General features: G+C 64.6%; 19 protein-coding genes and 1 tRNA gene. 5 read left to right on the plus strand and 15 right to left on the minus strand.

What is annotated here, in order from left to right:
• Positions 1–741, plus strand: coding sequence for a sterol desaturase family protein (locus E5K00_RS07265; RefSeq protein ID WP_135462572.1), 741 nt, complete (start codon positions 1–3; stop codon positions 739–741).
• A 20-nt stretch (positions 742–761) separates the two neighbouring features.
• Here E5K00_RS07265 and E5K00_RS07270 read toward each other — a convergent pair whose 3' ends face one another.
• Complete coding sequence (locus E5K00_RS07270) at positions 762–4229, minus strand: PAS domain-containing hybrid sensor histidine kinase/response regulator (RefSeq protein ID WP_167856785.1); 3468 nt, start codon at positions 4227–4229, stop codon at positions 762–764.
• Positions 4230–4578: 349 nt separating this feature from the next.
• Between E5K00_RS07270 and E5K00_RS07275 the strand changes: the two genes are divergently transcribed.
• On the plus strand, positions 4579–5019 hold the full coding sequence (locus E5K00_RS07275; RefSeq protein ID WP_135462574.1) for a hypothetical protein: 441 nt from the start codon (positions 4579–4581) through the stop codon (positions 5017–5019).
• A gap of 213 nt (positions 5020–5232) precedes the next feature.
• Here the strand turns inward: E5K00_RS07275 and E5K00_RS07280 are convergent.
• From E5K00_RS07280 to E5K00_RS07310, 7 genes are all read right to left on the minus strand, one after another.
• A tRNA-Ser gene (locus E5K00_RS07280) sits at positions 5233–5320 on the minus strand.
• A 65-nt stretch (positions 5321–5385) separates the two neighbouring features.
• Complete coding sequence (locus tag E5K00_RS07285) at positions 5386–6474, minus strand: asparaginase (RefSeq protein WP_135462575.1); 1089 nt, start codon at positions 6472–6474, stop codon at positions 5386–5388.
• Positions 6475–6587: 113 nt separating this feature from the next.
• A complete protein-coding gene (locus tag E5K00_RS07290; protein ID WP_135462576.1) occupies positions 6588–7355 on the minus strand; it encodes a TatD family hydrolase in 768 nt (255 codons plus the stop codon).
• Positions 7356–7419: 64 nt separating this feature from the next.
• The gene (locus tag E5K00_RS07295) at positions 7420–8523 is read right to left on the minus strand and encodes a glycosyltransferase (RefSeq protein WP_135462577.1); all 1104 of its coding nucleotides are present in this window, start codon (positions 8521–8523) and stop codon (positions 7420–7422) included.
• 9 nt (positions 8524–8532) lie between these two features.
• Entirely contained in the window at positions 8533–9171 is a 639-nt protein-coding gene (locus tag E5K00_RS07300) for a polysaccharide deacetylase family protein (protein ID WP_135462578.1), read from the minus strand.
• Between the two features lie 42 nt (positions 9172–9213).
• Positions 9214–10356 (minus strand): glycosyltransferase family 4 protein, encoded by a 1143-nt coding sequence (locus E5K00_RS07305; RefSeq protein ID WP_167856786.1) that lies wholly within the window; start codon positions 10354–10356, stop codon positions 9214–9216.
• Between the two features lie 66 nt (positions 10357–10422).
• Entirely contained in the window at positions 10423–11925 is a 1503-nt protein-coding gene (locus E5K00_RS07310) for an oligosaccharide flippase family protein (protein WP_262710087.1), read from the minus strand.
• A 174-nt stretch (positions 11926–12099) separates the two neighbouring features.
• Here E5K00_RS07310 and E5K00_RS07315 point away from each other — a divergent pair, with 174 nt between their 5' ends.
• A complete protein-coding gene (locus E5K00_RS07315) occupies positions 12100–13188 on the plus strand; it encodes a GumC domain-containing protein (protein WP_135462581.1) in 1089 nt (362 codons plus the stop codon).
• A 13-nt stretch (positions 13189–13201) separates the two neighbouring features.
• Entirely contained in the window at positions 13202–14671 is a 1470-nt protein-coding gene (locus tag E5K00_RS07320) for an O-antigen ligase family protein (protein WP_135462582.1), read from the plus strand.
• A gap of 325 nt (positions 14672–14996) precedes the next feature.
• Here the strand turns inward: E5K00_RS07320 and E5K00_RS07325 are convergent, their stop codons facing one another.
• The 7 genes from E5K00_RS07325 to E5K00_RS07355 form a co-directional block, all read right to left on the minus strand.
• Positions 14997–16253 (minus strand): PP2C family protein-serine/threonine phosphatase, encoded by a 1257-nt coding sequence (locus tag E5K00_RS07325; protein WP_135462583.1) that lies wholly within the window; start codon positions 16251–16253, stop codon positions 14997–14999.
• Between the two features lie 112 nt (positions 16254–16365).
• Entirely contained in the window at positions 16366–17541 is a 1176-nt protein-coding gene (locus tag E5K00_RS07330) for an ABC transporter permease (protein ID WP_135462584.1), read from the minus strand.
• 1 nt (position 17542) lies between these two features.
• Positions 17543–17800, minus strand: a complete 258-nt coding sequence (locus E5K00_RS07335) for a hypothetical protein (RefSeq protein ID WP_135462585.1) — start codon at positions 17798–17800, stop codon at positions 17543–17545.
• 111 nt (positions 17801–17911) lie between these two features.
• Positions 17912–18472, minus strand: coding sequence for a c-type cytochrome (locus E5K00_RS07340; protein WP_245328231.1), 561 nt, complete (start codon positions 18470–18472; stop codon positions 17912–17914).
• Positions 18473–18646: 174 nt separating this feature from the next.
• The gene (locus E5K00_RS07345) at positions 18647–19255 is read right to left on the minus strand and encodes a helix-turn-helix domain-containing protein (protein ID WP_135462586.1); all 609 of its coding nucleotides are present in this window, start codon (positions 19253–19255) and stop codon (positions 18647–18649) included.
• Between the two features lie 154 nt (positions 19256–19409).
• Positions 19410–20570: a glycosyltransferase gene (locus tag E5K00_RS07350; protein ID WP_135462587.1), complete on the minus strand. Its 1161-nt coding sequence runs from the start codon at positions 20568–20570 to the stop codon at positions 19410–19412.
• A complete protein-coding gene (locus tag E5K00_RS07355) occupies positions 20567–21610 on the minus strand; it encodes a lysylphosphatidylglycerol synthase transmembrane domain-containing protein (RefSeq protein WP_135462588.1) in 1044 nt (347 codons plus the stop codon). The genes E5K00_RS07350 and E5K00_RS07355 overlap by 4 nt, the downstream gene beginning before the upstream one ends.
• Positions 21611–21703: 93 nt before the next feature.
• Between E5K00_RS07355 and ruvC the strand changes: the two genes are divergently transcribed.
• Positions 21704–22339, plus strand: coding sequence for a crossover junction endodeoxyribonuclease RuvC (ruvC, locus tag E5K00_RS07360; RefSeq protein ID WP_135462589.1), 636 nt, complete (start codon positions 21704–21706; stop codon positions 22337–22339).
• The last annotated feature ends 55 nt before the right edge of the window (positions 22340–22394 follow it).

Genomic DNA, 22394 nt, shown 5'->3' on the forward strand with positions numbered 1-22394 from the left:
ATGCTGCCCCTACTGCTGGTTATTTTCGCTGCGTTCCTGCTGCTGGAGCGCCTGTTGCCGGGCCGGGCCCTGCCCACCGTTCCGACCTGGACGATTCGGGTCCTGGGCATTAATGCGCTACAGCTGCTGGTGGTCGGGCTGGCGGGGCTGAGCTGGAACCGCTGGCTGACGGCCTATTCGGTGTTCCATCTGTCGGACCACGTGCCGGCGTGGGCCGGCGGGCTGCTGGCTTACGTGGCCGCGACGTTCGTGTTTTACTGGTGGCACCGCTGGCGGCACACCGTCGATTGGCTTTGGCAGTGCCTGCACCAGATTCATCACAGCGCCCAGCGCATCGAGGTGAGCACCTCCTTCTACAAGCATCCGGTCGAGACGCTGGTCAACCTGCTGATCGGGGGCCTGTTTATCTATACCCTACTGGGCCTGAGCGCCGAGGCCGGACTGATCTACACCTTGTGCACGACCGTCAGCGACTTTTTCTACCACAGCAACGTGCGTACGCCGCACTGGGTGGGCTACGTTTTTCAGCGCCCGGAAATGCACCGCCTGCACCACCAGTACGAAAAGCACGCCGGCAACTACGGCGACATCGTGTGGTGGGATATGCTCTTCGGCACGTATTACAACCCCGAGCAGGTGGACATCCGGTGCGGTTTCGACACGCCCCGGGAGCTGCGCCTGCTGGATATGCTCCGGTTTCGCGACGTGCACAAAGACCACCCCGCCCCCAAGGGCCGCTAGCCCCCGAGCCGGCCCGCGGGCTACGCCGACGTCAGGTTTTGCCGGGCCGTACGCAGCTCGTTTTCCAGCAGGCCTAGCAGCTGTTGCAGCTGCTCAACCACCTGCGCAATCAAGGGTTGCAGCTGGTGCTCTTCGAAGGGGCCGCGCCAGGTGTCGAGCTGGTGCACGGGGGGCAGCAGGTGCTGTACCTGCAGGTGCTCGAGGCTGGGCTTGAGCTTGTGAGTGGCGGCCCGCAGCCGCGGTACATCCTGGGCGCGGGCGGCTTCCTCCAGCTCGGCAATGGCCTCCTGGGCGCTTTCGATAAATGATTCCAGCATCAGCACCATAAAATCGGGGGCCCCCTGCCCGATCTGCTCGATGATGGCCAGGCTGTAGGGCGCGGGCAAGGCGGCGGCGGGTGGCGGCTGCTCCAGCGTCCAGCGGCTGATAACCTTCAGCAGGTCTTCTTCCTGAAAAGGCTTGGCCAGGTAGTCGTTCATGCCAGCGGCCAGGCATTTTTCCCGCTCGCCTTTGATGGCGTTGGCGGTCAGGGCAATGATGGGCAGATTCAGCGCCAGCGGCCCGCGCAGGTGGCTGGTGGCTTCCAGCCCGTTCATCACCGGCATCTGCACGTCCATCAGAATCACGTCGAAGCGCTGCCGGCCGGCCAGCTCCAGGGCTACGGCGCCGTTTTCGGCTTCGGCCACCAGCAGGCCGGCGTTTTGCAGAAAGCCCTTGGCAATCTGCCGGTTGAAGGCATTGTCCTCGGTCAGCAGCACCCGCTTGCCGCGCAGCCGCTGCCGGGTGTCGGCCGTCACCACCGACTTCTGGGGCAGATCCGCTTCCGAGCCCACGGCCAGCAGCAGGGTGAAGGCGCTGCGGGTGCCCTGGTTTTTCTGGCTGACAATCTCGATTTCGCCCCCCATCAGGTTGACCAGCTGGCGGCTGATGCTCAGCCCCAGGCCCGTGCCCCCGTATTTGCGGGTCACGGACGAGTCCTCCTGGCTGAACTCCTTGAAGATGTCGCCCAGGTAGTCGGCGTCGATGCCCACGCCGGTGTCGGCCACCGTGAAGCGCAGCGCCACCTGCCCGGCGGTGAGCGGCTCGACCAGCTCGCCGGTGATGGACACGTGGCCTTTCTCGGTGAACTTAATGGCATTGCCGGCCAGGTTGAGCAGTACCTGCGTGATGCGGTACGGGTCGCCGAGCAGCACCGGGGGCAGGCCCGCGGCGGCGCTAACCACGAAGCGCAGGCCCTTTTCCTCGGCCTTGAAGTGCAGGCTTTTCTCGACCTGGGCCAGCAGCGCCGCCAGGTTGAAGCCGATTCGCTCGATGCTGAGCTGGCTGGCCCCGATCTTGGACAAATCCAGAATATCGTTGATGATGACCAGCAGGTTTTCGCCGGAGGTGGCAATGGCGCGCAGGTAGTTGTGCTGCTCGTCGTTCAGCGGCGTTTTGGCCAGCAGCTGCCCCATGCCCAGAATGGCGTTCAGGGGCGTCCGGATTTCGTGGCTCATGTTGGCCAGAAACAGCTCCTTGCTCCGGGCCGATTCCTCGGCCGACTCCTTGGCGGCCCGCAGGTTGTGCTCCAGCTCTTTCTGGTGGGTAATGTCGAGGGTAATGCTGATGGAGCCGCACACGCGCCGCTCGTCGTCGTACACGGGGGCCCCGCTGACGAGCAGCCAGCGGCGCGGACCGGCCTTGGTGGTAATGGGCATTTCGTAGGTTTCGGCCACGCCCCGGAAGCGGTTCTGGCTTTTCTCGGCCACGAACAGGGCCCCCGCCTCGCCCAGCACGTGCTGCATGCCCTGCTGCTTGAGCAGCTCGTCGGAGGTGAAGCCGGTGATGTCGCAGAAAGCCTCGTTGACGTAGGCCACGGCCCCGGTATGGTCGCGCTCCACCAGGCCCAGGCGCATGTTCTCAATAATGCCCCGGTATTTCTCCTCGCGGCGGCGCAGGGTTTCCTCGTTGTTGCGGCGCTCGGTAATATCCTGAAACTTCCACAGGTAGCCGATGTAGGTGGCATCGACGAAAATTGGCACGAAGTCGCACTGCAGGATGCGGCCGTTTTTCAGCGGGAAAATCTCGCCCGTCACCAGCTGCCGGCTTTGCACCAGCGTCTGGTAGCGGGCCACAAACTCCTCGGCGTGCCGGAAGAGGTTTTTGGCCTGCTCCCCGAACAGGCGCGCGTCGCGCCCCACCAGCTCCCGGGGCGCCAATGGGCTGCTGAACAGCCGGCAAATGGCCTCGTTGGCCAGCACGACCCGGTGGTGCTCATCGACCAGCAGAATGCCTTCCTGAAAGTTGGCAATGGTAGTCGACAGGCGCAGGCGGGATGCTTCGATGGCGGCATTGGCATTCTTCAGGGCCGAAATATCGGTGTGCACGCCGGTCATAATCAGGGGCTTACCCTGCTCATCCACCTTCGTAACCAGGCCCCGGGTCAGCACCCACTTGTAGTCGCCGTTTTTGCAGCGCATGCGCCGCTCGATGGAGTAAATGGGCTCGTCGCCGCGCAGATACGCCTCCGACGCCAGCAGGCTGGCCTCGATGTCGTCGGGGTGCACGTGAGTCAGCCAGGTTTGGGGCTCCAGCGCAAACTCCTCTTCGGTATAGCCGAGCATGGCCTGGTAGGCGCCCGAGAAATACTCCTCGCCGGTCTGGTAATTGAATTCCCAGGCCCCGTCGCCAAACCGTTCCATGGCCAGCTGCCAGCGCTGCTCGTTGGCCTGCACGGTTTCTTCGGCCTGCTTCAGGGCCGTAATGTCGACCATGATGCCGTTGTAGAGGCGGCCGGCGGCGCCGGGCTGGTCTTGGCTGGCATTTACCCGGCACCAGCGCAGGGGCTGGCCCGGCACCAGCAGCCGGCCCTCAAACGTCCAGCTCCGGGCTTTGAGGGCGGCCTGCCGCACCGTGCGTTCCCACCGCGGCTGGTCCTGGGGGTGCAGAAAGCCGAGCAGCTGCGGGGCCTGCGCCGCGTCGACGCCGAAAATATCGGTCACTTTGGGGCTCAGATACACCAGCCCGGCCGTTTCGTGCCACTGAAACAGCACGCCCGGCACCTGCTCGGTGAGGTAGCGAAACCGCTGCTCACTCTCGCTCAGGGCCTGCTGGGTGGCTTTGGCCTCGCCGATGTCTTCGAGCAGCCCCACAAACCGGGCGGCCTCACCGGGGGCCGCGGGCAGGGGCTGAATCCGGACCCGGACCCAGCGCGGGGCGGCGGCGGGCGCGGCCAGATTGGTTTCGTAGCGAAAGGCGCGCCCCGTGCGCAGCTGCTCGTCGAGGTAGGCTACGGCTATTTCCCCCGGCCCGCTGCCCCGCAACAGCTGCCAGGGCTGCTGTGAGGGTAACAGGGCCGGTGAAGCCCCACGTAGCCGGGCAAAGCCCGCATTGGCCCATAGCAAGCGGCCCTGCGCATCCAGCACCACCACCGCATCGAAAGCCTGTTGCAGCAGCTGCAGTTCCTGTTCCCAATGACTGGCGGGCGGGCCAGAGTAACTTTCCTTCACAACAATCGTCCGTTGGGTGGTATGTAGCCAAATAGCAGATTTTTCCTCTTGCTCTATCACTGCTCCGGTTGGGCAAGGCCCGGTGGCCGGTTGATGAAACCACCTGCGCCCCGCCCACGGCGCAGCTCGACGCTAATTTACTACTAACCAGGAAATGTAGCCGGGGAAGTAATCGGGGCTCAACGGCCCCCAAACTACGGGTCGCCGCCGGTCTGCCGTGGCCAGCCTGGGTGGTTCGTGGGGGGCCACTTCGGCCGCGGGCAGGATAATAATATTATATTAAAAATAGTAAATATATTTAGCCAATTACCCGGTTTGTCCTATGGTTTCTACGCCTGATTATAGCCATTTGTCTCTCCTACCCACTCTCTCTTTTTACACGGTCCTACATCAGCCCAGCCCGCCCCTGCTGACCGGCATCAGCCAACGGGCCCTGCACGCGGAGGAAATCACCGAAACCTGCGAGGTGCTGTTAGCGGCGGCGGCCCGGCACCACTGCCCTTACTGGCTGCTGGATGGCCGCGCCAACCCGTGCGAGCAGCCCGCGACGCTGCACGAGTGGATGCGGGAAGACTATTTTCCGCGGGTGCGGGCCGTGCTCGGGCGGCAGCCCCAGGTAGCTTTTCTGGTGGCGCCCAACCTGTGGCCAGGGCTGCCGCAGCGCGGCTACGGGCCGCCGCACTGCTGGGAGTCGACGATGCTGCACGCGGCCTGGTTTTGCGAGGAAGACCCGGCGCAGGCCTGGCTGCGCCGGCAGCGCGCCCGGCTGGGGTTCAGTTGCGCCGGCTAAGCACCCGGAGGTGCTGGGGCGCCGGCGGCCGGGGGGGTATCTTCCGTTCACCGGCCCCGTTGGCGTCTTTTATATACCTGAACCGGAATACCGACTTCCCTTTGTCCAAAGGTTCAGTTGAATTGTAAATACGCGCACACTGACGCGCACCAAATAAAAAACCCCGAATAATCTGCGTTTCAGCAGCGTATTCGGGGTTTTTCGCACAAAGTGCAGAGAGGATGGGATTCGAACCCACGATAACCTTTTGGGCTATACACACTTTCCAGGCGTGCTCCTTCGACCACTCGGACACCTCTCTGGGTCTGGAATCGGGTGCAAAGTAACGGTCCTTTTTCCGGATACACAAGCCCCGGGGCACTTCCGTTAGCCAGAAGTTATTTCGCCGCGCAGGTCCTGGGCCAGCAAACGGGCCGTTTCCTTGGGGCTACGGCCCAGGCCGAGTACGAACATGAGCTTGGTAATGGCGGCTTCGGTGGTGATATCCTCGCCGCCAATGACGCCCAGGTCAGTGAGTTGGGAGCTGGTTTCGTACTGTCCCTGGATGACGTGGCCTTCTTCGCACTGGCTCACGTTGAGAATCTGCACGCCCCGCTGGTGGGCGTCGCGCAGGCACTGCAAAAACCACGGGGCCGTGGGCGCGTTGCCCGAGCCGTAGGTTTCGAGCACGCAGCCGCGCAGCCCGTCTACTTCCAGCACGGCCCGCACCACCTGCTCGGTGATGCCCGGAAACAGCTTCAGGATGACCACCCGCTCATTGAGGTGCTGGTGCACGCGCAACGGGGCCGAGGGCAGGTGGCGCACCTGCTTGTCGTTGTATTCCACCTCGATGCCGGCCCGGGCCAGGGGCGGGTAATTCTCACTGCGGAAGGCATTGTACTGCTCACTTTCCACCTTTTTGGCCCGGTTGCCCCGAATCAGCAGGTCGTTGAAGAACACGCAGACCTCGGGCACCCGCACCGTGCCGGCCTTGGAGTGGCGGGCCACGGCAATGTCGAGGGCGGTGACCAGGTTGCGGCGGGCATCGGTGCGGATGCGGCCCACCGGCACCTGGGCCCCGGTGAAGACCACCGTTTTGCCCAGGTTTTCGAGCAGGTAGCTCAAGGCCGCCGCCGAGTAGGCCATCGTGTCGGTGCCGTGCAGCACCACGAAGCCGTCGTAGGCCGAGTAGTGCGCCTCAATCAGAGCGGCCAGGCCCAGCCAGTCGGTGGCCGTCACGTTAGACGAGTCGATGGGCTCGGGCAGGCTGAGCACCGAGAGGTTCATGTTCAGCTGACGCAGCTCGGGCATCTTCTTGCGGATCTGCTCGAACTTCATGGGCACCAGCTCCCCCCGCTTGTTGTACTCCATGCCCACGGTGCCGCCGGTGTAAATAATCAGCACGGACGTGGCGGGCCGGGCGCTGGTGCCGACGGGCGTGATGTCGATAAGCGGCAGGGTGACGGGCAGGGCCATAGGGAATGAGTGAAGTGGTGAGGTGGTGAGGTGGTGAAATGGTGAGATGGTGAGGTGATGTTCAATCTGCGCGAAGCCACGCCAGCCGAACAACACTTCACCACTTCACCATCTCACCACTTAAAAAGCGCCTGGGCGTTGCGGGTGGTGGCTTCGGCAATTTCCTCGGGGGCTTTGCCCAGCAGCTCGGCCACGCGGCGGGCAATCAGGGGCAGGTAGGCGGGCTCGTTGCGCTTGCCGCGGTGGGGCACCGGGGCCAGGTAGGGGCAGTCGGTTTCGAGCAGCAGGTGCTCCAGGGCAATGTCGGGCAGAAACTGGTCGGCCCCGCCGTTTTTGAACGTGGCCACGCCCCCGATGCCGAGCTTAAAGCCCAGGCGCAGCACCCGGTCGGCTTCTTCCTTGGTGCCCGAAAAGCAGTGAAACACGCCCCGCAACGAGCCATCCTGGGCGGCCTCGATGATGTCGGCCGTTTCCTGGAACGCGTCGCGGGTGTGGAGCACCAGGGGCAGGTTGTGGGTTTTGGCCAGGGCCACCTGCACGCGCAGGGCTTCCTGCTGCCGGGCCAGGGTGGTTTTGTCCCAGTACAGGTCGATGCCGCACTCCCCTACCGCCGCAAACGGGCGCTTGCCCAGCCACTCCTCCACCAGGTACAGCTCCCGCTCGAAATCCGCCCCGACCGAGCACGGATGCAGGCCCATCATGGCAAAGCACTGCTGGGGAAAGCGGGCCTCGGTTTCGAGCATGCTGTCGATGCTGGTGTGGTCGATGTTGGGCATGACGATGGTCGTGACGCCGGCCTCGTAGGCGCGGTGCAGGGCCTCGTCCCGGTCGGGCTTGAACTGCTCGGAGTAGATGTGGGCGTGCGAATCGGTGAGTTGCATTCTAAGTTGTTGGTTGTTGGCTGGCAGTTAATAGTGCTTACAAGCAGTACTAACCGCCACATTATCATTTATATAAACGGCCTTTCCACTCGAAGGAAACCGGCAGCAGACGGAATACGGTAAGGGCCCCGGTGAGGGCCACCGTGTAGACTTCGAAGGCCGGCAGCAGCTGCCAGGGCATGCGCAGGCCGGCGCGCCGGTAGCAGCCGTAGGCCAGCAGGCCCTGCAACAGCATTTTCAGGCCCAGCACGCCTAATGCCGCCAGCGGACCGGCCACCACGGCCAGCACCAGCAGCAGAGGGTAAAAGCCAGCGTAGAACAACAGCCCGCTTTGCAGCCACCCCGGTAGCGCCTCGACGCCCCGCAGCCAGCGCCGCCGCTGGTGCAGCAGGCGCAGCGGCGTGCCGATGGGCAACGAACAGGCCAGCGCCTCGGGCCGGTACACGTTGCGAAAAGTGAAGCCCCGGGCCAGCACGGCCTTAAACAGCGCAAAGTCCTCGGTGACGGAAAACGGCAGGTTTTCGTAGCCCCCGGTGGCTTCGTAGGCGGCCCGCGTCACGAGCATGTTGTTGCCCATGGCCGTAACGGGCCGGCCCAGGTCGGAAACCACCTGCACCAGGCCCAGGGACTGCAGCCAGTCGAGGCCCTGGAGCCGGTCGAACAGGCGCGGGCCGTGTACCACGGTCAGGCCCGTGACGGTGCCCACTTCGGGCGTGGCAAAGGGCAGCAGCGCCGGAATCCAGCCCACGGGCACGGCAATGTCGGCGTCGGTGATAAAGAAGTAGTCGGAAGTGGCGGCCCGGGCCAGGTGGGCCAGCACGTTGGCCTTGCCCCGGGCCGAGCCCAGCTGACTGGTAATGGGCAGGCAGCGGAACCGGCCGGCGTAGCCCCGCATGGCCTGCTCGGCCACGGCCCGGGTGTGGTCGGTGGAGGCGTCGTCGCCGAGCAGCACTTCCACCAGCTCGGGCGGGTAGTCGAGCTGGCGAATGGCTTGCAGGCAGCGCCCGATGGTGGCTTCCTCGTTGCGGGCCGCAATCAGAATGCTGACCGGGGGCAGCGGGGCCGCCAGCGGGGCCGGTGCGGGCCGCTCGCGCCGCCAGAACAGCAGCGCCGAGGTGGCCAGCACCAAGAACCAGAGCAGAAAGTAGCCGGTGAGGAAGAAGGTCATGCGCCGGGGTTAGAGCAGCTCGAAGCGAAACCCCTGCCCGGCGAAGTGCGCCAGGTAGCGCGGCAGCACGTAGCGCAGGTTGCCACTGGCCTTCAGGCTATCGTGAAACACGACCACCGAGCCGGGCCGGGTGAGGCGGAGCGCGTCGCGCAGGCACTTTTCCGGGGCGTAGTCCCGGTCGTAGTCGCAGGTCAGCAAATCCCACATCACGATGCGGTAGTCGGGGCGCAGGTGGCGGTTCAAGGACGGGGTGAGGCGGCCGTAGGGCGGGCGGAAAAAGCGCGGGGCCCCGGCCGGCAGCACCGCGTCGAGGGCCTGCTGGCAGCGGGCAATATCCGCGTAATAGGCCGCCGCCGGCGTGCTCCAGCCGCTGAGGTGGTGGTGGGTATGGTTACCGAGCTGGTGCCCGGCGGCCACGACTTGCCGGGCCACGTCGGGGTGGCGCAGCAGGTTGTCGCCCACGCAGAAGAACAGGGCTTTGGCGTTGAACTGCGCCAGCTGCTCGAGCACCCAGGGCGTTTCCTCCGGAATGGGGCCGTCGTCGAAGGTCAGGTACAGCGTGGGGGGCTGGGTTGCCGCGTGCGGGCCGCGCCAGATGGTATCGGGCAGCCAGCGGTGCATTACTTCGGGCAAACGATGCAGATGCATGCGGGGGCGGTGAAATGGTGAGATGGTGAAGTTGTGAAAGCTCTACCGCGGCAACGCCTTGGCTGTTACTTCAACAATATTCTGCCAGATTTGCTCGGCGCTTCGCACCCACGAAAACCGGTGCACGTTGGTCAGGCCCTGGCGCACCAGCTCAGCCCGCAGCTCGGGCTCGGCATCCAGCCGGGCGAGGCCCTGGGCAATGGAATCGACGGAAAGCGGGTCGACGAGCAGGGCGGCACCGCCGGCCACTTCGGGCATGGAGCTGCAGTTGGACGTCAGGACGGGGGAAGCGCAGGCCTGGGCCTCGATGATGGGAATGCCAAAGCCCTCGAAATACGGCACGTACACCGTGGCCCGGGCCGCCGCGTAAAGCTGCACCAGCTCCACGTCCGACACGCGGCCGGTGAGCACTACCGCGTCGCGGTGCTGCATTTGCTGGTAGGCGTCGAACATGGGCCCGGCTTTCCAAGCCGTGCGGCCCACAATGAGCAGCTTGGTAGCCGAGCCAGTCCGGGCTTTGAACTGGTCGAAGGCCCGCAGCAGGTTCACCAGGTTTTTGCGCGGCTGCAGGGCCCCCACGAACAGAAAATACGGCGCGCCGGCGCTGAACCGGCCCCGGACCTCGGGCTGCTCATCGGCAGGCAAGGGCCGGAAGTGGGAGTCGGCGGCGTTGTACACCACCCGGATTTTGTCGGCACTGGTGCCGTAGGTCGTTATTAAATCCTGGCGGGTGGCTTCCGACACGGCCACCACCCGGGCCGAGGCCCGCACGAACTTCGGGGTGAAATAGTGGTAATACTTGCGCTGCAGCCAGCCCACGTCCTGCGGAAAATGCTCGAAGGCCAGGTCGTGGATGACGGTGATGCGCGGCACGCGGGTGCGCAGCGTGGTAAAGCCGTCGGGACTCAGAAACACGGCCGGGCGGTGCCGGCTCAGCCAGGCCGCCACGGCCCCCTCAAACCAGGCCACGAACAGCAACGGGTGGCGGGCCGGGGGCAGCAGCACGTGGGGCACTACGTTGTCGGCGAAGAGGTAGCGCTGGTCATAGGCCCGGTCGAAGAGGAAGTGGAAAGTGTGCTCGGGGTGCTGACGAACAAGGCGGCTGAGCGTTTCGAAGGTGAAGCGGCCGATGCCTTCGAGCTTGTCGCCGGGCAGCAGGAAGCGGACGTTAACGGCAATATTCAACGGGCAGGGTGGTTCGGAGGCGCTAAGATGTCCGTTTTTTGAAAAACATTCCGGCGGAGCGGCCACTCAGCGGCGCAGGGCTTTCAGCTCGGCCACCCGCAGAATGCCGGTACCAAAGAGAATACCGACGAAAGCCAGCCCCGCCCCGACGGCTTCCAGCAGCCACTGGTTCAGCCACAGGCGCAGGCCCCAGAAGGCGGCGCAGAGCAGCCCGAAAGCCAACAGCAGCCGCGCGATAGTGCCCCAGGGAATAGCCACGCCCGCCCGGCGCTGCACCAGCCACAAATAGCCCCCCGACACGAATACCACGCACAGCAGCGTGTTCAGGGCGGCGGCCACGGCCCCGTAGCGGGGCAGCAGCAGCACGTTCAGCACCACGTTCAGCCCGATGCTGCCGGCCACGAGCCCGCTCACCGGCTTTTCGTGGTTGGTGCTGGTGAGCAGGGTGCTGTAGATGGCGAAAAAGGCGTGCACCAGCACGTTCACGAACAAGATCTTCAAGCTCAGCGTCATGCGCGCCAGCTCGGGGCCGGTGCTGTGGGTGAACTGCCAGAACAGCACTTCACCCCGAAACAGCACGAAGGCGCACACAAACAGCAAGGGCACCGTCACGACGCGCTGCCCGAACCAGAGCAGCTCCTGCTGCTCCTCGCGCTTGCCGGTCACGAAGGCAAATTTGGCAAAGAACAGCGGCAGCACCGTCCAGAGGTACATCATGATGGCATCGACCCAGCGGTAGGCCGCCGCGTAGTAGCCCGCCTCGGCCGGCGAGGCCAGGCGCTCCAGCATCAGCATGTCGACCCGCTCGTTGAGGCCGTACACCAGCGTAATGAGGGCCAGGGGCAGGCTGGCCTTGAGCAGGCCCCGGGCGTGGTCCCACTTGAGCTTGAAGCGCACCCGGCCGTAGAGCCTGGTAACCAGCGCGTAGAGCACCACAAAGGTAAACAGCACCGCCACCGACCGGGCCCCCACGTAGCGGTCCAGGGTGATGCCCACCGGCAGCAGGGCCAGCACGAACAGCAGCAGCAAGGCTTTTTCCAGCACCGAGAGCACCGCGTCGGTATTGAAGCGCTGGTGGGCCTGCAGGGTGCCGCGCAGAAACTGCGTGTACTGCGTGACCAGCAGCGAGGCGCCCGTCAGGGCCAGCAGCGTGAGGGTGTGGCCCCGGTAGCCCAGCAGCCAGCCGCTGCCCACCATCAGCCCCAGAAACAGCACCGACAGCCAGCCTTTCAGGGGCAGCAGCGTGGGGAAATACTCGCCCAGAAACTCCGGATTGGCCGCCATCCGCTTGGTAGTCAGCTGGGTAGTCCCCAGGTCCGAGACGGAAGCCACGATGAGCGTCCAGTTGAGCAGGGCCGTGAAGGTGCCAAACACCGCGTGGCCCAGCCGGTCCTGCACCAGGTTTTCCACCACCACCCAGCCGGGTTTCACCAGCAGATTGAGCAGGACGACGAAGCTGATATTTCCGAAAAACTTTTTGATGCGGCCAGGGCGTAAGTGGGGGCCAAAATTAAGTAAAAACCGGTGGCCAGGCCCAGAATTACGCCGGAGCTTTGCTCCCGGACCCATTTCGGAGCGCCACGCCCAGGCCAGCCGCCGGCGGCGCCCAGGCACGAGCGGGTTGTTTTCGGGGCCCCAACCGTCTTTCGTCCTATTCAATGCGCGGAATTTGGAGTAGCTTTGCCCCAATGCAGTCAGCCGAAAAACGGCTCCTACTGTGCCCGTTGTCCTTTTTCCTTTTGCATGTCATCCCGCTCCTATTCACTCCTGGGTCTGTGGCCCGTTGTTAACCGCTGGAAACCCCTTGTTGCCGGAGCCGTCGGACTGGCACTCATTATCAGCGTGATAGTCAGCCTGCTGATGCCGAACATCTACAAGTCGACGGCCGTTTTCTACCCCACCAACCCTAATACCACCGACCCCGACCGAATTGTGACGGACGGCGGCAAGCTGGAGCTGGGCGGCCGGGCCGAAGACCTGGACCGGGTTATCACCATCGGCGAGTCGCAGACCCTGGCCGAGCTGATTATCAAGCAGTTTAATCTGCACAAGCACTACAAGGCCGGTAAGCCGGGCGAAGACGTGGCCGACCAGGCCGCCCTGGACGAGTTCAACAGCAACTTCACCATCGTGCACAACGACCGGGACGCTATTGAGGTCAATTTTCTGGACCGCGACAAAGTGCTGGCCGCCCGCGTGGCCAACGCCATTGTGCACGCCATCGACTCGATTAACCAGCAGCTGACCTTCGAAAACCGCCGCACCGTCATTACCCTCTACCAGACCCGCAAGGAGTTTCTGGAGCGTGAGTACGCCGCCGCCCACGACAGCCTGCTGGCTGGCCGCCGCCGCTACGGCATCTACGGCATGGAGAACGAGTCGCGCTACCTGGGCCGGGCCATCATCGAAACCGAAACCAAGCTGCGCCAGGCCGAGGGCGAAGGCAACAGCAGCAAGGCCGCCGGCCTGCGCAAAGCCCTGCGCGGCCTCACCCAGGCCGACGGCGGCAACTTCCTGAACCTGGAAAATTACGTGAAGGGCACCGACCGGATGGCCACCGTCTACGCCCGGTTCGCCGATATTCAGGGCCGCCTGATTGGGGCCCGCAACGCCTACGAAACCGCCAAGCTGGCCATCAGCGGCAAGATTTCGTCGATTTACAGCGTGCAGAAAGCTTTCCCGGCCACCAAGAAAACCAAGCCCGTGCGCTGGCTGATTGTCGTCTCGTCGGTGATTATCACCCTGGCGTTGTCCATTGTTTTCGTCACCCTGCTGGAGCTCTACCGGGGCAACCTGAGCGTGGGCCGCCCCGGCTCCGAGCCGCAGTATTAACTTTTCCCCGCTGATGGCCGCTTCTACCCTGCTGGCGCGCCTGCGCCCCCGCGACTCGGCCCAGCGCCTGTACGCTGCCTTTATCGGGCTGCTGCTGCTCAGCGGCGCGGCGGCGGCGCTGCTGGAAGCTCCGCTCTGGCTGGCCCTGCCCGTGGCGGCCCTGGGCGTGGGCGTGCTGCTCATCGACTGGCGCTGGGTGTACTACGCCCTGCTGCTGACGCTGGCTTTCTCCCGGGAAATCCCCTTGCCCGGCGGCCTGAGCCTGGACGTGCCCTCGGAGCCGCTGATGCTGCTCCTGCTCGGCTGCTTCGGGGTGAGCGTGCTGCTGGGGCGCTCGGGCGTGCCGGCCCACATCTGGCGGCATCCGCTGGTTATTATCATGGGGCTGGCCCTGCTGTGGTCGGCGGTGTCGATGCTGTTTTCGGTCAGCACCGTGAAATCGGTGAAGTACCTGCTGGCCAAGACCTGGTACATCGTGCCCTTCGTGTTTGTGACGGCCTCCATCGTGCGCCGCCCCCAGGACGTGTGGCGGCTGGTGGCGTTTTACGTGGTGGGCGCGGCGGCCACGGTGCTCTACACCACCTCCCGGCACCTCACCCGGGGCCTGAGCTTCGACTCCATCAACTGGGCCATTCAGCCCTTCTACATCAACCACGTTATCTACGCCGTGGTGCAGGCCCTGCTGATTCCGTACTGCTTCTACGCGGCCCGGGGCGCGCGGGGCACCAAGCGGCTGCTGTGGCGCATTGCGCTGGGTATCCTGCTGTTCGGGGTAATTTTCTCTTACACCCGGGCCTCTATGGCCTCGCTGCCGCTGGCGGGTTTGTTTTACCTGGCCCTGCGCCTGCGGCTCACGCGCATCATTCTGGCCGTGGCCGCCGTGGCCGTCACGAGCTGGGCCGCGTTCATGATGGCCAACGACAACTACATGAACTACGCGCCCGACTACGAGAAGACCGTCTTCAACGGGCACAACTTCGAGAAGCACCTGGAGGCCACCTACAAGATGCAGGACGTATCGGGCATGGAGCGGGTGTACCGCTGGGTGGCGGCGGCCCGCATGATCAGCGAAAAGCCCCTGACCGGCAGCGGCCCCAGCACCTTCTACCCCGAGTATAAGAAGTACACCGTCAAGAGCTTCCGCACCTACGTGAGCGACAACCCCGAGAAGTCGACCACCCACAACTACTTCCTGCTCCAGCTGGCCGAGCAGGGCTTCCCAGGCTTCTTGCTGTTCGCCGCCCTGTTTGCCACCGCCCTGATTACGGTCGAGAACCTGTACCACCGCAGCCGCTCGCCCGAAAACCGCCGCGTAGTGCTGGCCGCCGGCTTGTCCCTGGTCGTCATCATCTTTCACCTGCTGCTCAACGAGCTGGTGGAAGTCGACAAGGTGGGCTCCTTCTTCTACATTGCCCTGGCCCTGCTCATGCGCGCCCAGGGCTGGATAGACGAGGAAGCTGTGAATGAGCGAATGAGTGAATGAGTGAGTTGTCGTTCAACGACTCGTGTCATGGCGAGCTTGCGCAGCCATCCGTCTTCGGCTGGTGACAAACTCCTTTTACCAGAAAGCCCTTTCCCGTATTGAACAGGAAAGGGCTTTTGCTTGTAACGCGAAGTTCCACTTCGCGAGGCGTTGCACGACGGTCGTTCAGTCGGCTCCAACGACTCGCGAAGTGGAACTTCGCGTTACATGGGTCAGGATTTAGAGCTTTTCAGTGTAGGAGGCTCAGCACATTGCAGCGGACGGATTGCCGCGCAAGCTCGCCGTTCGCGCCGCCAGAACCAAAACTCACTCATTCACTCATTCACTACTTAAACCGGCAGCTGAGGATGGTGATGTCGTCGGCGAACTGGTTTTTGGTGGCGCTGAAGTCTTCGATTTCGCGCAGCATTTCTTTGTGCAGAGCGGATAGCGGCAGGTAGCGGTTGCGGGTCATCAGCCGAATCAGGCCTTCCTCGCCGTACTCGGCTCCGGCTTCGTCGAATACTTCCGTCAGGCCGTCGGTGTAGCTGAGCAGCAAGGAGTGCGGGGGCATCTGGGTTTCGCCCACCGTGAGCATGGGCAGCTTTTCCATGATGCCCAGCATCACGGTGCCTTCCTTCAGGTACTGAATCGGGCCGGAATCGGGCACCAGAATCGGGTCGTTGTGCCCGGCATTCACGTATTGCAGGTGGCGGGTGGCGCGGTTGTAGATGCCGAAGAACACGGTAATGAATTTCTCCCCGCCCGAGTTGCGGAACAGCAAGTGGTTCAGCTCGTGCACGATGGTGGCCAGGTCTACGTTCTGGCGCAGCAGGGTGCGCAGGCCGGCCTGGAAGTTCGACATCAGCAGCGAAGCCGGCACGCCCTTGCCGCTGACGTCGGCCACGCAGAACAGGAACCGGTCCTTGTCGATGCTGACCACGTCGTAGTAGTCGCCGCCGATGGCGGTGTGGGGCACGTAGCTGGCGTGCACGGCCACCTGCGCGTCGTTGGGCAGCTTGCTGGGAAACAGCAGGTTCTGCACTTCCTGGGCAATTTCGATTTCCTTGCGCATGGCGGCGGCCGAAATCCGCTGCCGGTTCAGGCGGCGGTTTTCAATGGCGCCCACCAGGATGTTGCTCAGCGTTTCCAGGAACTTGCTGGCTTCCTCGTTGGCATAGTCTTCCTGCACGCTGCCGATGAGCAGGTAGCCCACGACTTCGTCCTTGTTCTTAACCGGAATAATGGTTTCCAGCTTCTGCCACTCCGCGCCCAGCGGCAGCCCGCGCATGGGGCACGGCCCTTCCTCGCAGGAGTCGATGATTTCGTCGGGCAGCGCCAGCTTGCGGAAATCGGCCAGCTGGTGGCCAAACGAGGAGATGACGCAGCGCCAGGTGCGCTCCTCGCGCATGTAAAGCACGATGCGCCGGATCTGGAGCTGCCCCGTAACGGTAAACTGGAAGATCTTGTAGAGCGCCTCCTCCGTCATGTCCAGGTTGATGGACTGCGTGATTTCCAACAAAGCGGACAGCTCCTGCTGCTTGCGTAGCAGCTGCTTCCGGAGGCTCTGAATCTCGAGGTTCAGCGGGTTCGAATCAGGCATCTTTCTATAGTTGTTAGTTGTTGGTTGTTAGTTGTTAGGTCGTTAGTTGCTAGTTGTTGGTTGTTCTTAAAAACGACCTAACAACCAACAATCAGCAACTAACAACTAAAAACTAAGCCCCCAGCGGGGTTTTGGGGTCGTAGGCGTCGCGCAGGCCGTTGCCCAGCAGGTTGAAGCTCAGTACCAGCAGGCTGATGGCCAGACCCGGCAGCAGCGTGAGCCACAGGCCGGCCTCGGTGCCCAGCAGCTGGAAGCCTTCGTTCACCATCAGGCCCCACGAGGGGGCCGGCGGCTGCACGCCCAGGCCCAGAAAGCTCAGGCCAGCTTCCAGCAGAATGGCCGCCGCAAAGTTACTGGTTGCAATGACTATGAGCGGGCCGGTCATGTTGGGCAGCAGGTGACGGGCAATCAGGCGGCTTTGGGGCAGGCCCAGCACCCGGCCGGCCTCCACGAAGGTTTTTTCGCGCAAGCTCAGCATCTGGCCCCGCACCACCCGGGCCACGTCGACCCACATGGTCAGGCCCACGGCCACGAACGAGGTCCAGACGCCCTTGCTGTCGAGGGCCAGGGAAATGGCAATGACCAGCATAATGCCCGGAATGCTCCACACCACGGTCATTAGGCCCATCAGCAGCGAGTCGACCCAGCCGCCCACGTAGCCGGCCACGGCCCCGATGAGCATGCCCAGGGCCAGGGAAATGAGCACGGCCACGAAGCCAATGCCCAGCGAAATGCGCGTGCCCAGCAGCAGGCGGCTCAGCGTGTCGCGCCCGGCCTTGTCGGTGCCCAGCCAGTAGGTGCGCCGGATGATTCGGTCCTGCTCCACTTCCTGCCGCAGCGCCGCCACCGGCCCGGCGTGGCCGGCCACCTGGGCCAGGGAGTAGCGCTGGGGCGCGTCGGCCAGGGCGCTGTGGTTGCGGTAGGGCCGGATCAGCACCGAGTCGCCGGCCAGCTGGTAGCCCCCGATGGGCGACTCCGAAAACCGCGACTCGCGGCCCTGCCACCACGTACGCCAGATGTTATCGGGCGCGGTAGCCTCCTGCGGCGCCGGGCGGCGCAGAATGGTGGCCGAGAAGCCCGGCGGCTCCTTTTGCAGCTGCACCAGGCTGTTGTTGGCGTCGGGCGAGTTGTCGGGCAGCACCCAGTAGCCGAGCACGGCCACCAGGGTGCAGAGCACGATAAAGCCCAAACCCAGCATGGCGGGCTTGTTCTGGAGCAGGCGCCGGCGCACGTAGTAGCCCGGCGGCCGGGCCGCCGGGGGCGCGAAAGAGGCGGGAGCAGCGGCCACCTTAGCGGCTGTTGTGGGCCAGCAGGCCGGGCTTGGTGGCCAGGAAGTAACAGTCGCGGGCCAAGGCCCCGAACGACGTGGTTTCGTAGGCCAGCTCGGTATCGGGGTCGGGGTAGAAGCACTTCACGTAGTCCTGCTCGAGCAGGCCACGCAAGTGGCGCTCCAGCTCGGCGGCCGGCAGCTGGGTTTTTTCGCTCAGGGTGCGGAAGGCGGTGACGAAATACAGCTCGTCGATAATATCGTATTCGGTGTCAGTCACGGGAGGCGGGGCAGGTGAAGCAAGCAAATGTAGCTCCGCGAGACGGGAAAGGGAAATGCGGGCGACAACTGCCGGGCCCGGCCGGCGGGCTACCCCCACTACCCCACCGGTTTAACGGGCCGCCGGGGCGTAGGCTACCGCCGAGGCTCTATCGGTTGTGGCTTCGATATACGCCACGATGCTTTCGATTTCCCGATCCGATAACTGGAAGCTGGGCATCTGCTGCTTTTGGTACTGGTTGAAAATTTTCACCGCGTACTCGTCGCCAGCGGCCACCATTTTGCTGGAATTTTTCACCCACGGGATTATCCAGGAAACCGGCCGGCGCTCCGTAATACCCAGCAGCGCGGGCCCGACCACCACATCGGCGAGGGCGTGGCATTGGGCGCAGTTATTATTGAATAAAGTCTGTCCAGCCCAAATTATGGCCACCTGAGACGAGTCACCACCAGTCGGCACTCGTAAGGCTTGCTGCAAAGCCGCCGAATCAGTAACTGCGAAGTCTGTTACACCGCATCCACCCGCTTCCGCAGCATCTGAATGAGCCAGCGGCGACACATCGGCCGGAACAATGGAAACCAGGCCGGCTGCGCCCAGCAACAAAAAGCCTATGGCTACCACTATTGCGGCCATCGTAAGCGGCAGCATCCAGGCAAAATCGTACTTGCGCATGGCATTCAAGGCATTTTACCGCCCGTTGATTCGCTACCTAAGTACGCTCCGGAATACTGCCGAAACAACCGCTTACACCCTATTTTACCAACGGTTTCTGTCGTAGCTTGGCCGGTTTTGGCCGGGCCTACCCAGCGGCCCGCTGTTGGTCCGCGCGCCGGGTGGCGGCCCCGCTTACTCCGGGCCCCAGGCGGCTTCCAACACGGCCAGCTCGGCTTCCAGCCCGCGCAGGCGGGCCAGGCGCAGGGTATGCTCGGTGGCACTCAGGGGCACCGGCGCGTAGGCCATATCCTCCACCAGCCGGTCGAGCCAGCGCAGGTCCTGGGCCGCGTCGGGGAGTGGGCCGGCCCAGAACGGCGGCACGGGGGCCAGCAGCACGGTGCGCAGCTCGGCCAGCGCCCAGCGCCGGTGCGCGGCCGCCTGTGCCAGCTGCCCGCGCTGCTCCAGCTCCAGCTGGGCCCTGAGAATACCGACGCGTACCCCCTTGAGATGGAGCCGGAGAGCGGCTTTTTCGTCGGCGGCCAGCCGGGGCGGGTTCTCCTCGGCGCTACGGGCGGGGGCGGGCGGGGGCGCGGCCCCGGGCCCCGGCGCGGGCGGCAGGTGGTGGCTCAGCCGCAGCAGGCGGTAGACGGCAGCCTCTCCCAGCTGCTTGCGGCCCGCTTCCACGGCCGCCAGCATCGAGCGGCTCACGCCCAGAAAACCCGCCAGCTCGGCCTGGGTAAGGGCAAAATACCGCCGTACGGAGTAAGATAAAGAATGGGAAGCGCGGGAAGGGCGCGGCATAGGCAGAGGGGTAACAATCAAGGAAAACGCTGAACTGTTTGTTACCACCGGGGTAACAAACGTAAGATACCGACAATCATTTGTTACCACCAGGGTAACAAACGTTCTATTATTCCCCTCGTTTGTTACCGACCGGAGCGAAGTGCGGGGTCCCTCACTTCGTCGTCACGGCCCGCTCCTTCCACTCGTAGCTCCCGCGCAGGCCCAGCAGACCGATGGCCAGCGCGTAGGGCGCGTACAGCACCTGCAGCACCAGCACCCAGCGCAGCCACCGGGGCCGCCCCAGAAACCGCAGCACCGGGCCCAGAAACCAGGCATCGGCGCCCAGCTTCAGCACCCAGATCCCCAGCACCCAGGGCCAGAGTGCGGGCCGGATGAGCCCCAGCAACAACCCCAGAAACAAGGCCACGTTGGCCCCCAGCACCAGCAAAGCCAGCCGCTGGGAAGCCGCGTGCTGATAGTGCCGCCACTTGCTGGCCCAGCGCACCCGCTGCCGGAGCAGGCCCCCCAGCGTGGCCGGGGCCGCCGTGCTGACAATGGCGGCCGGGCTTTTCAGAAACCGGATGCTGCCGGGAAAGGCCGCGTGCAGCTTGTGCAGCAGGAATTCGTCGTCGCCGCTGGCCAGGTGCTCGTTGCCGGCGAAGCCCCGCACGGCCACGAAGTCGGCGCGGCGGTAGGCCAGGTTGGCCCCGTTGCACATGGTCGGGTGCTGGCTCCCGATGCTGGCCGCGCCCACCCCGATCAGGCCCGCGAATTCCAGCCCCATCAAGTGGTGCAGGGCCGTGGCGGGACCGGTCAGTAGCACCGGGCCGCTGATGAAGCGCGCGGCGTCGTCGGTAGCTACCAGGGCGGCGTAGCTGCGCAGCCAGTCGGGCCCGAGGCGGCAGTCGGCATCGGTACACACCACCCAGGGGGCCCGGGCCCGGCGCAGGGCCGCCTGCAAAGCCGCTTTTTTACCGGTGCCCGCGCCGGGCTCGTCCCCCAGGCGAATCAGCCGCAACGAAAACGGGCTACCCGCCGCCGCCGCCGCCACGATTTCCGCCGTGGCGTCGGTGGAATGGTCGTCCACGATGATAACCTCGAAGCAGGCTGCCGGCAGGCTTTGCCGCGCCAGATCGGCCAGCAGGCCGGGCAGGTGGGCCGCCTCGTTGCGGGCCGCTACCAGCACCGAAAACTGCCGGGTGGCGAGGAATTGCTCCGGCACGGTAGCCGGCCCCGTCGGCAGGGCGGCCCAGGCCCGGCGCAAGGCCAGCATCCGCGCCGCGTAAAGCAGCGGCAAGGCCAGCAGCGCCACTCCCACCCAGGCGCTGCTCATCGGCCCGGGGGTGTAGCCTCGGCGGCCTTCTTGCGAAACACCTTCAGGCGCAGCACGAACAGCAGGCCGGCGGCGCTGGGCAGGGCAATATTGATGACCCACAAGCTCAGGCTGGCGCTGAGCACGGGCAGCACCGGCTCGTGGAGCAGGCCAAACAAGTGCGTGGCCGACAGCTCCCGCACGCCCACGTCGGCCAGGGCATTGAGCGAGGGCACCAACGACTTCAGCAGAAACGTGCCCGCAATGGCGGCCAGCCCCGGCCCAATGGGCGGCGCGGCCCCGTAGGCCCAGAGCAGCAGACCAAATTGCAGGCAGAACACCGCGTAGCGCAGCATCGAGAGCCCCAGAATCACGTGCAGCGCCCGGGCCGGGTACGTGGGCATGACGGCCAGAAACCGCCGAAACCGCCGCAGCGGCCGAATGACCATGAGGGCCGTGAGCAGCAGGCGCGAGCGGTAGAGCGGCAGAATCACGCCCGCGTTGAGGAGCACCGTAGCCACCACCAGGCCCAGGCCGGCCGACGGGTAGCCCGGCAGGTAAAACGTGAGCAGAAAGTAGAGCAGGCCCACCGTACCGGCCACCACCGTGGCTACCAGCTGACAGTAGCGGCCCAGAAACACGGCCCCCAGCGCATCGAGGCGGCGGCTCTTGAGCTCGATGATGCGGCCGGCGTAGTCGCCCACCCGGTTGGGCGTTACGAAGCCCAGGGTGAGGCCCACCAGCACGGCCCGGAAGCAGCGCCGGAACGAGACGGGCTCCAGGTGCCGGGCCAGGCGCCACCACTTCCAGGCTTCCAGGCCCCAGTTGAGCGGCACCAGGGCCAGGGCGGCCAGCACCGGCCCCCGGCCCGAGCCGCTGAGCGTGGAGCTGAGCAGCCGCCGCCAGGCCGCCGCCGTGGCCGCGTCGGCAAAAACGGAGTGGTAGAGCAGCCCCAGCGTGAGGCCCGTGATGAGCAGCTTGCCGCCAATGACCAGGGCGCGCCGGCGCGGCGCGGGTTGTTCCGGCTTTTGGACGTAGTTTTGTAAGTTGGGCGGGGGCAAAACGGCGGCGCATTGATTAGCTTCGGCAAGTTACCGACGAAAATTCAACGGAACTCCACCCTTCCCGTCCCGTCCCCGCGTTTCGTTTGGCCTATGCTTCTGTCCTCCGCTGCTTCCTCCCCTGCCGACCTGCTGCCCAAGATTATCATGGGCGTCGACCCCGGCACCCAGATTATGGGCTACGCCGTCATTGAGGTGACGGGCAGCCGGGTGGCCGTGCTGCGCTACGACGTTATCGACATGAAAAAGCTGGGCACCAACCACGCCCTCAAGCTCAAGAGGATTTTTGAGCGGATGCTGGAGCTCATCGACGAGTTTTTGCCCGATGAGCTGGCCATTGAAGCCCCGTTTTTCGGCGTGAACGTGCAGAGCATGCTCAAGCTGGGCCGGGCCCAGGGCGTGGCTATTGCCGCCTGCCTCTCGCGCCAGATTCCCTACGTGGAGTACGCGCCCACCAAGGTAAAGCAGGCCGTGACGGGCTCGGGCTCGGCCAGCAAAGAGCAGGTAGCCAAGATGCTGCGCCAGACCCTGAAGCTGCCCCCCATCGAGGAGGCCCCCAAGTTTCTGGACGCCACCGACGCGCTGGCCGTGGCCATGTGCCACCACTACCAGAAGGGCAACAACGTGAAGGCCGGCACCAAAAGCTGGGACAAGTTCCTGACCGACAACCCCGACCGGATGGCCAGCGCCTCGGGCACCAAGAAAACCCCGGCCAAAGCCAAGAGTTAAGGTGCTCAGGTGCTAATGTGGTTGAATGTGCTGATGCGCTTTACGTGACCAGAAC

The organism is Hymenobacter aquaticus, assembly GCF_004765605.1.
Lineage (GTDB): Bacteria > Bacteroidota > Bacteroidia > Cytophagales > Hymenobacteraceae > Hymenobacter > Hymenobacter aquaticus.

Bases quoted from the DNA above. Each gene is read 5' to 3' on its own strand.
- E5K00_RS07265 (WP_135462572.1), top strand. From the start codon at position 1: ATGCTGCCCCTACTGCTGGTTATTTTCGCTGCGTTCCTGCTGCTGGAG.
- E5K00_RS07285 (WP_135462575.1), bottom strand. From the start codon at position 6,474: ATGGCCCTGCCCGTCACCCTGCCGCTTATCGACATCACGCCCGTCGGC.
- E5K00_RS07290 (WP_135462576.1), bottom strand. From the start codon at position 7,355: ATGCAACTCACCGATTCGCACGCCCACATCTACTCCGAGCAGTTCAAG.
- E5K00_RS07295 (WP_135462577.1), bottom strand. From the start codon at position 8,523: ATGACCTTCTTCCTCACCGGCTACTTTCTGCTCTGGTTCTTGGTGCTG.
- E5K00_RS07300 (WP_135462578.1), bottom strand. From the start codon at position 9,171: ATGCATCTGCATCGTTTGCCCGAAGTAATGCACCGCTGGCTGCCCGAT.
- E5K00_RS07310 (WP_262710087.1), bottom strand. From the start codon at position 11,925: ATGGGTCCGGGAGCAAAGCTCCGGCGTAATTCTGGGCCTGGCCACCGG.
- E5K00_RS07315 (WP_135462581.1), top strand. From the start codon at position 12,100: ATGTCATCCCGCTCCTATTCACTCCTGGGTCTGTGGCCCGTTGTTAAC.
- E5K00_RS07320 (WP_135462582.1), top strand. From the start codon at position 13,202: ATGGCCGCTTCTACCCTGCTGGCGCGCCTGCGCCCCCGCGACTCGGCC.
- E5K00_RS07325 (WP_135462583.1), bottom strand. From the start codon at position 16,253: ATGCCTGATTCGAACCCGCTGAACCTCGAGATTCAGAGCCTCCGGAAG.
- E5K00_RS07340 (WP_245328231.1), bottom strand. From the start codon at position 18,472: ATGCGCAAGTACGATTTTGCCTGGATGCTGCCGCTTACGATGGCCGCA.
- E5K00_RS07345 (WP_135462586.1), bottom strand. From the start codon at position 19,255: ATGCCGCGCCCTTCCCGCGCTTCCCATTCTTTATCTTACTCCGTACGG.
- E5K00_RS07350 (WP_135462587.1), bottom strand. From the start codon at position 20,570: ATGAGCAGCGCCTGGGTGGGAGTGGCGCTGCTGGCCTTGCCGCTGCTT.
- ruvC (WP_135462589.1), top strand. From the start codon at position 21,704: ATGCTTCTGTCCTCCGCTGCTTCCTCCCCTGCCGACCTGCTGCCCAAG.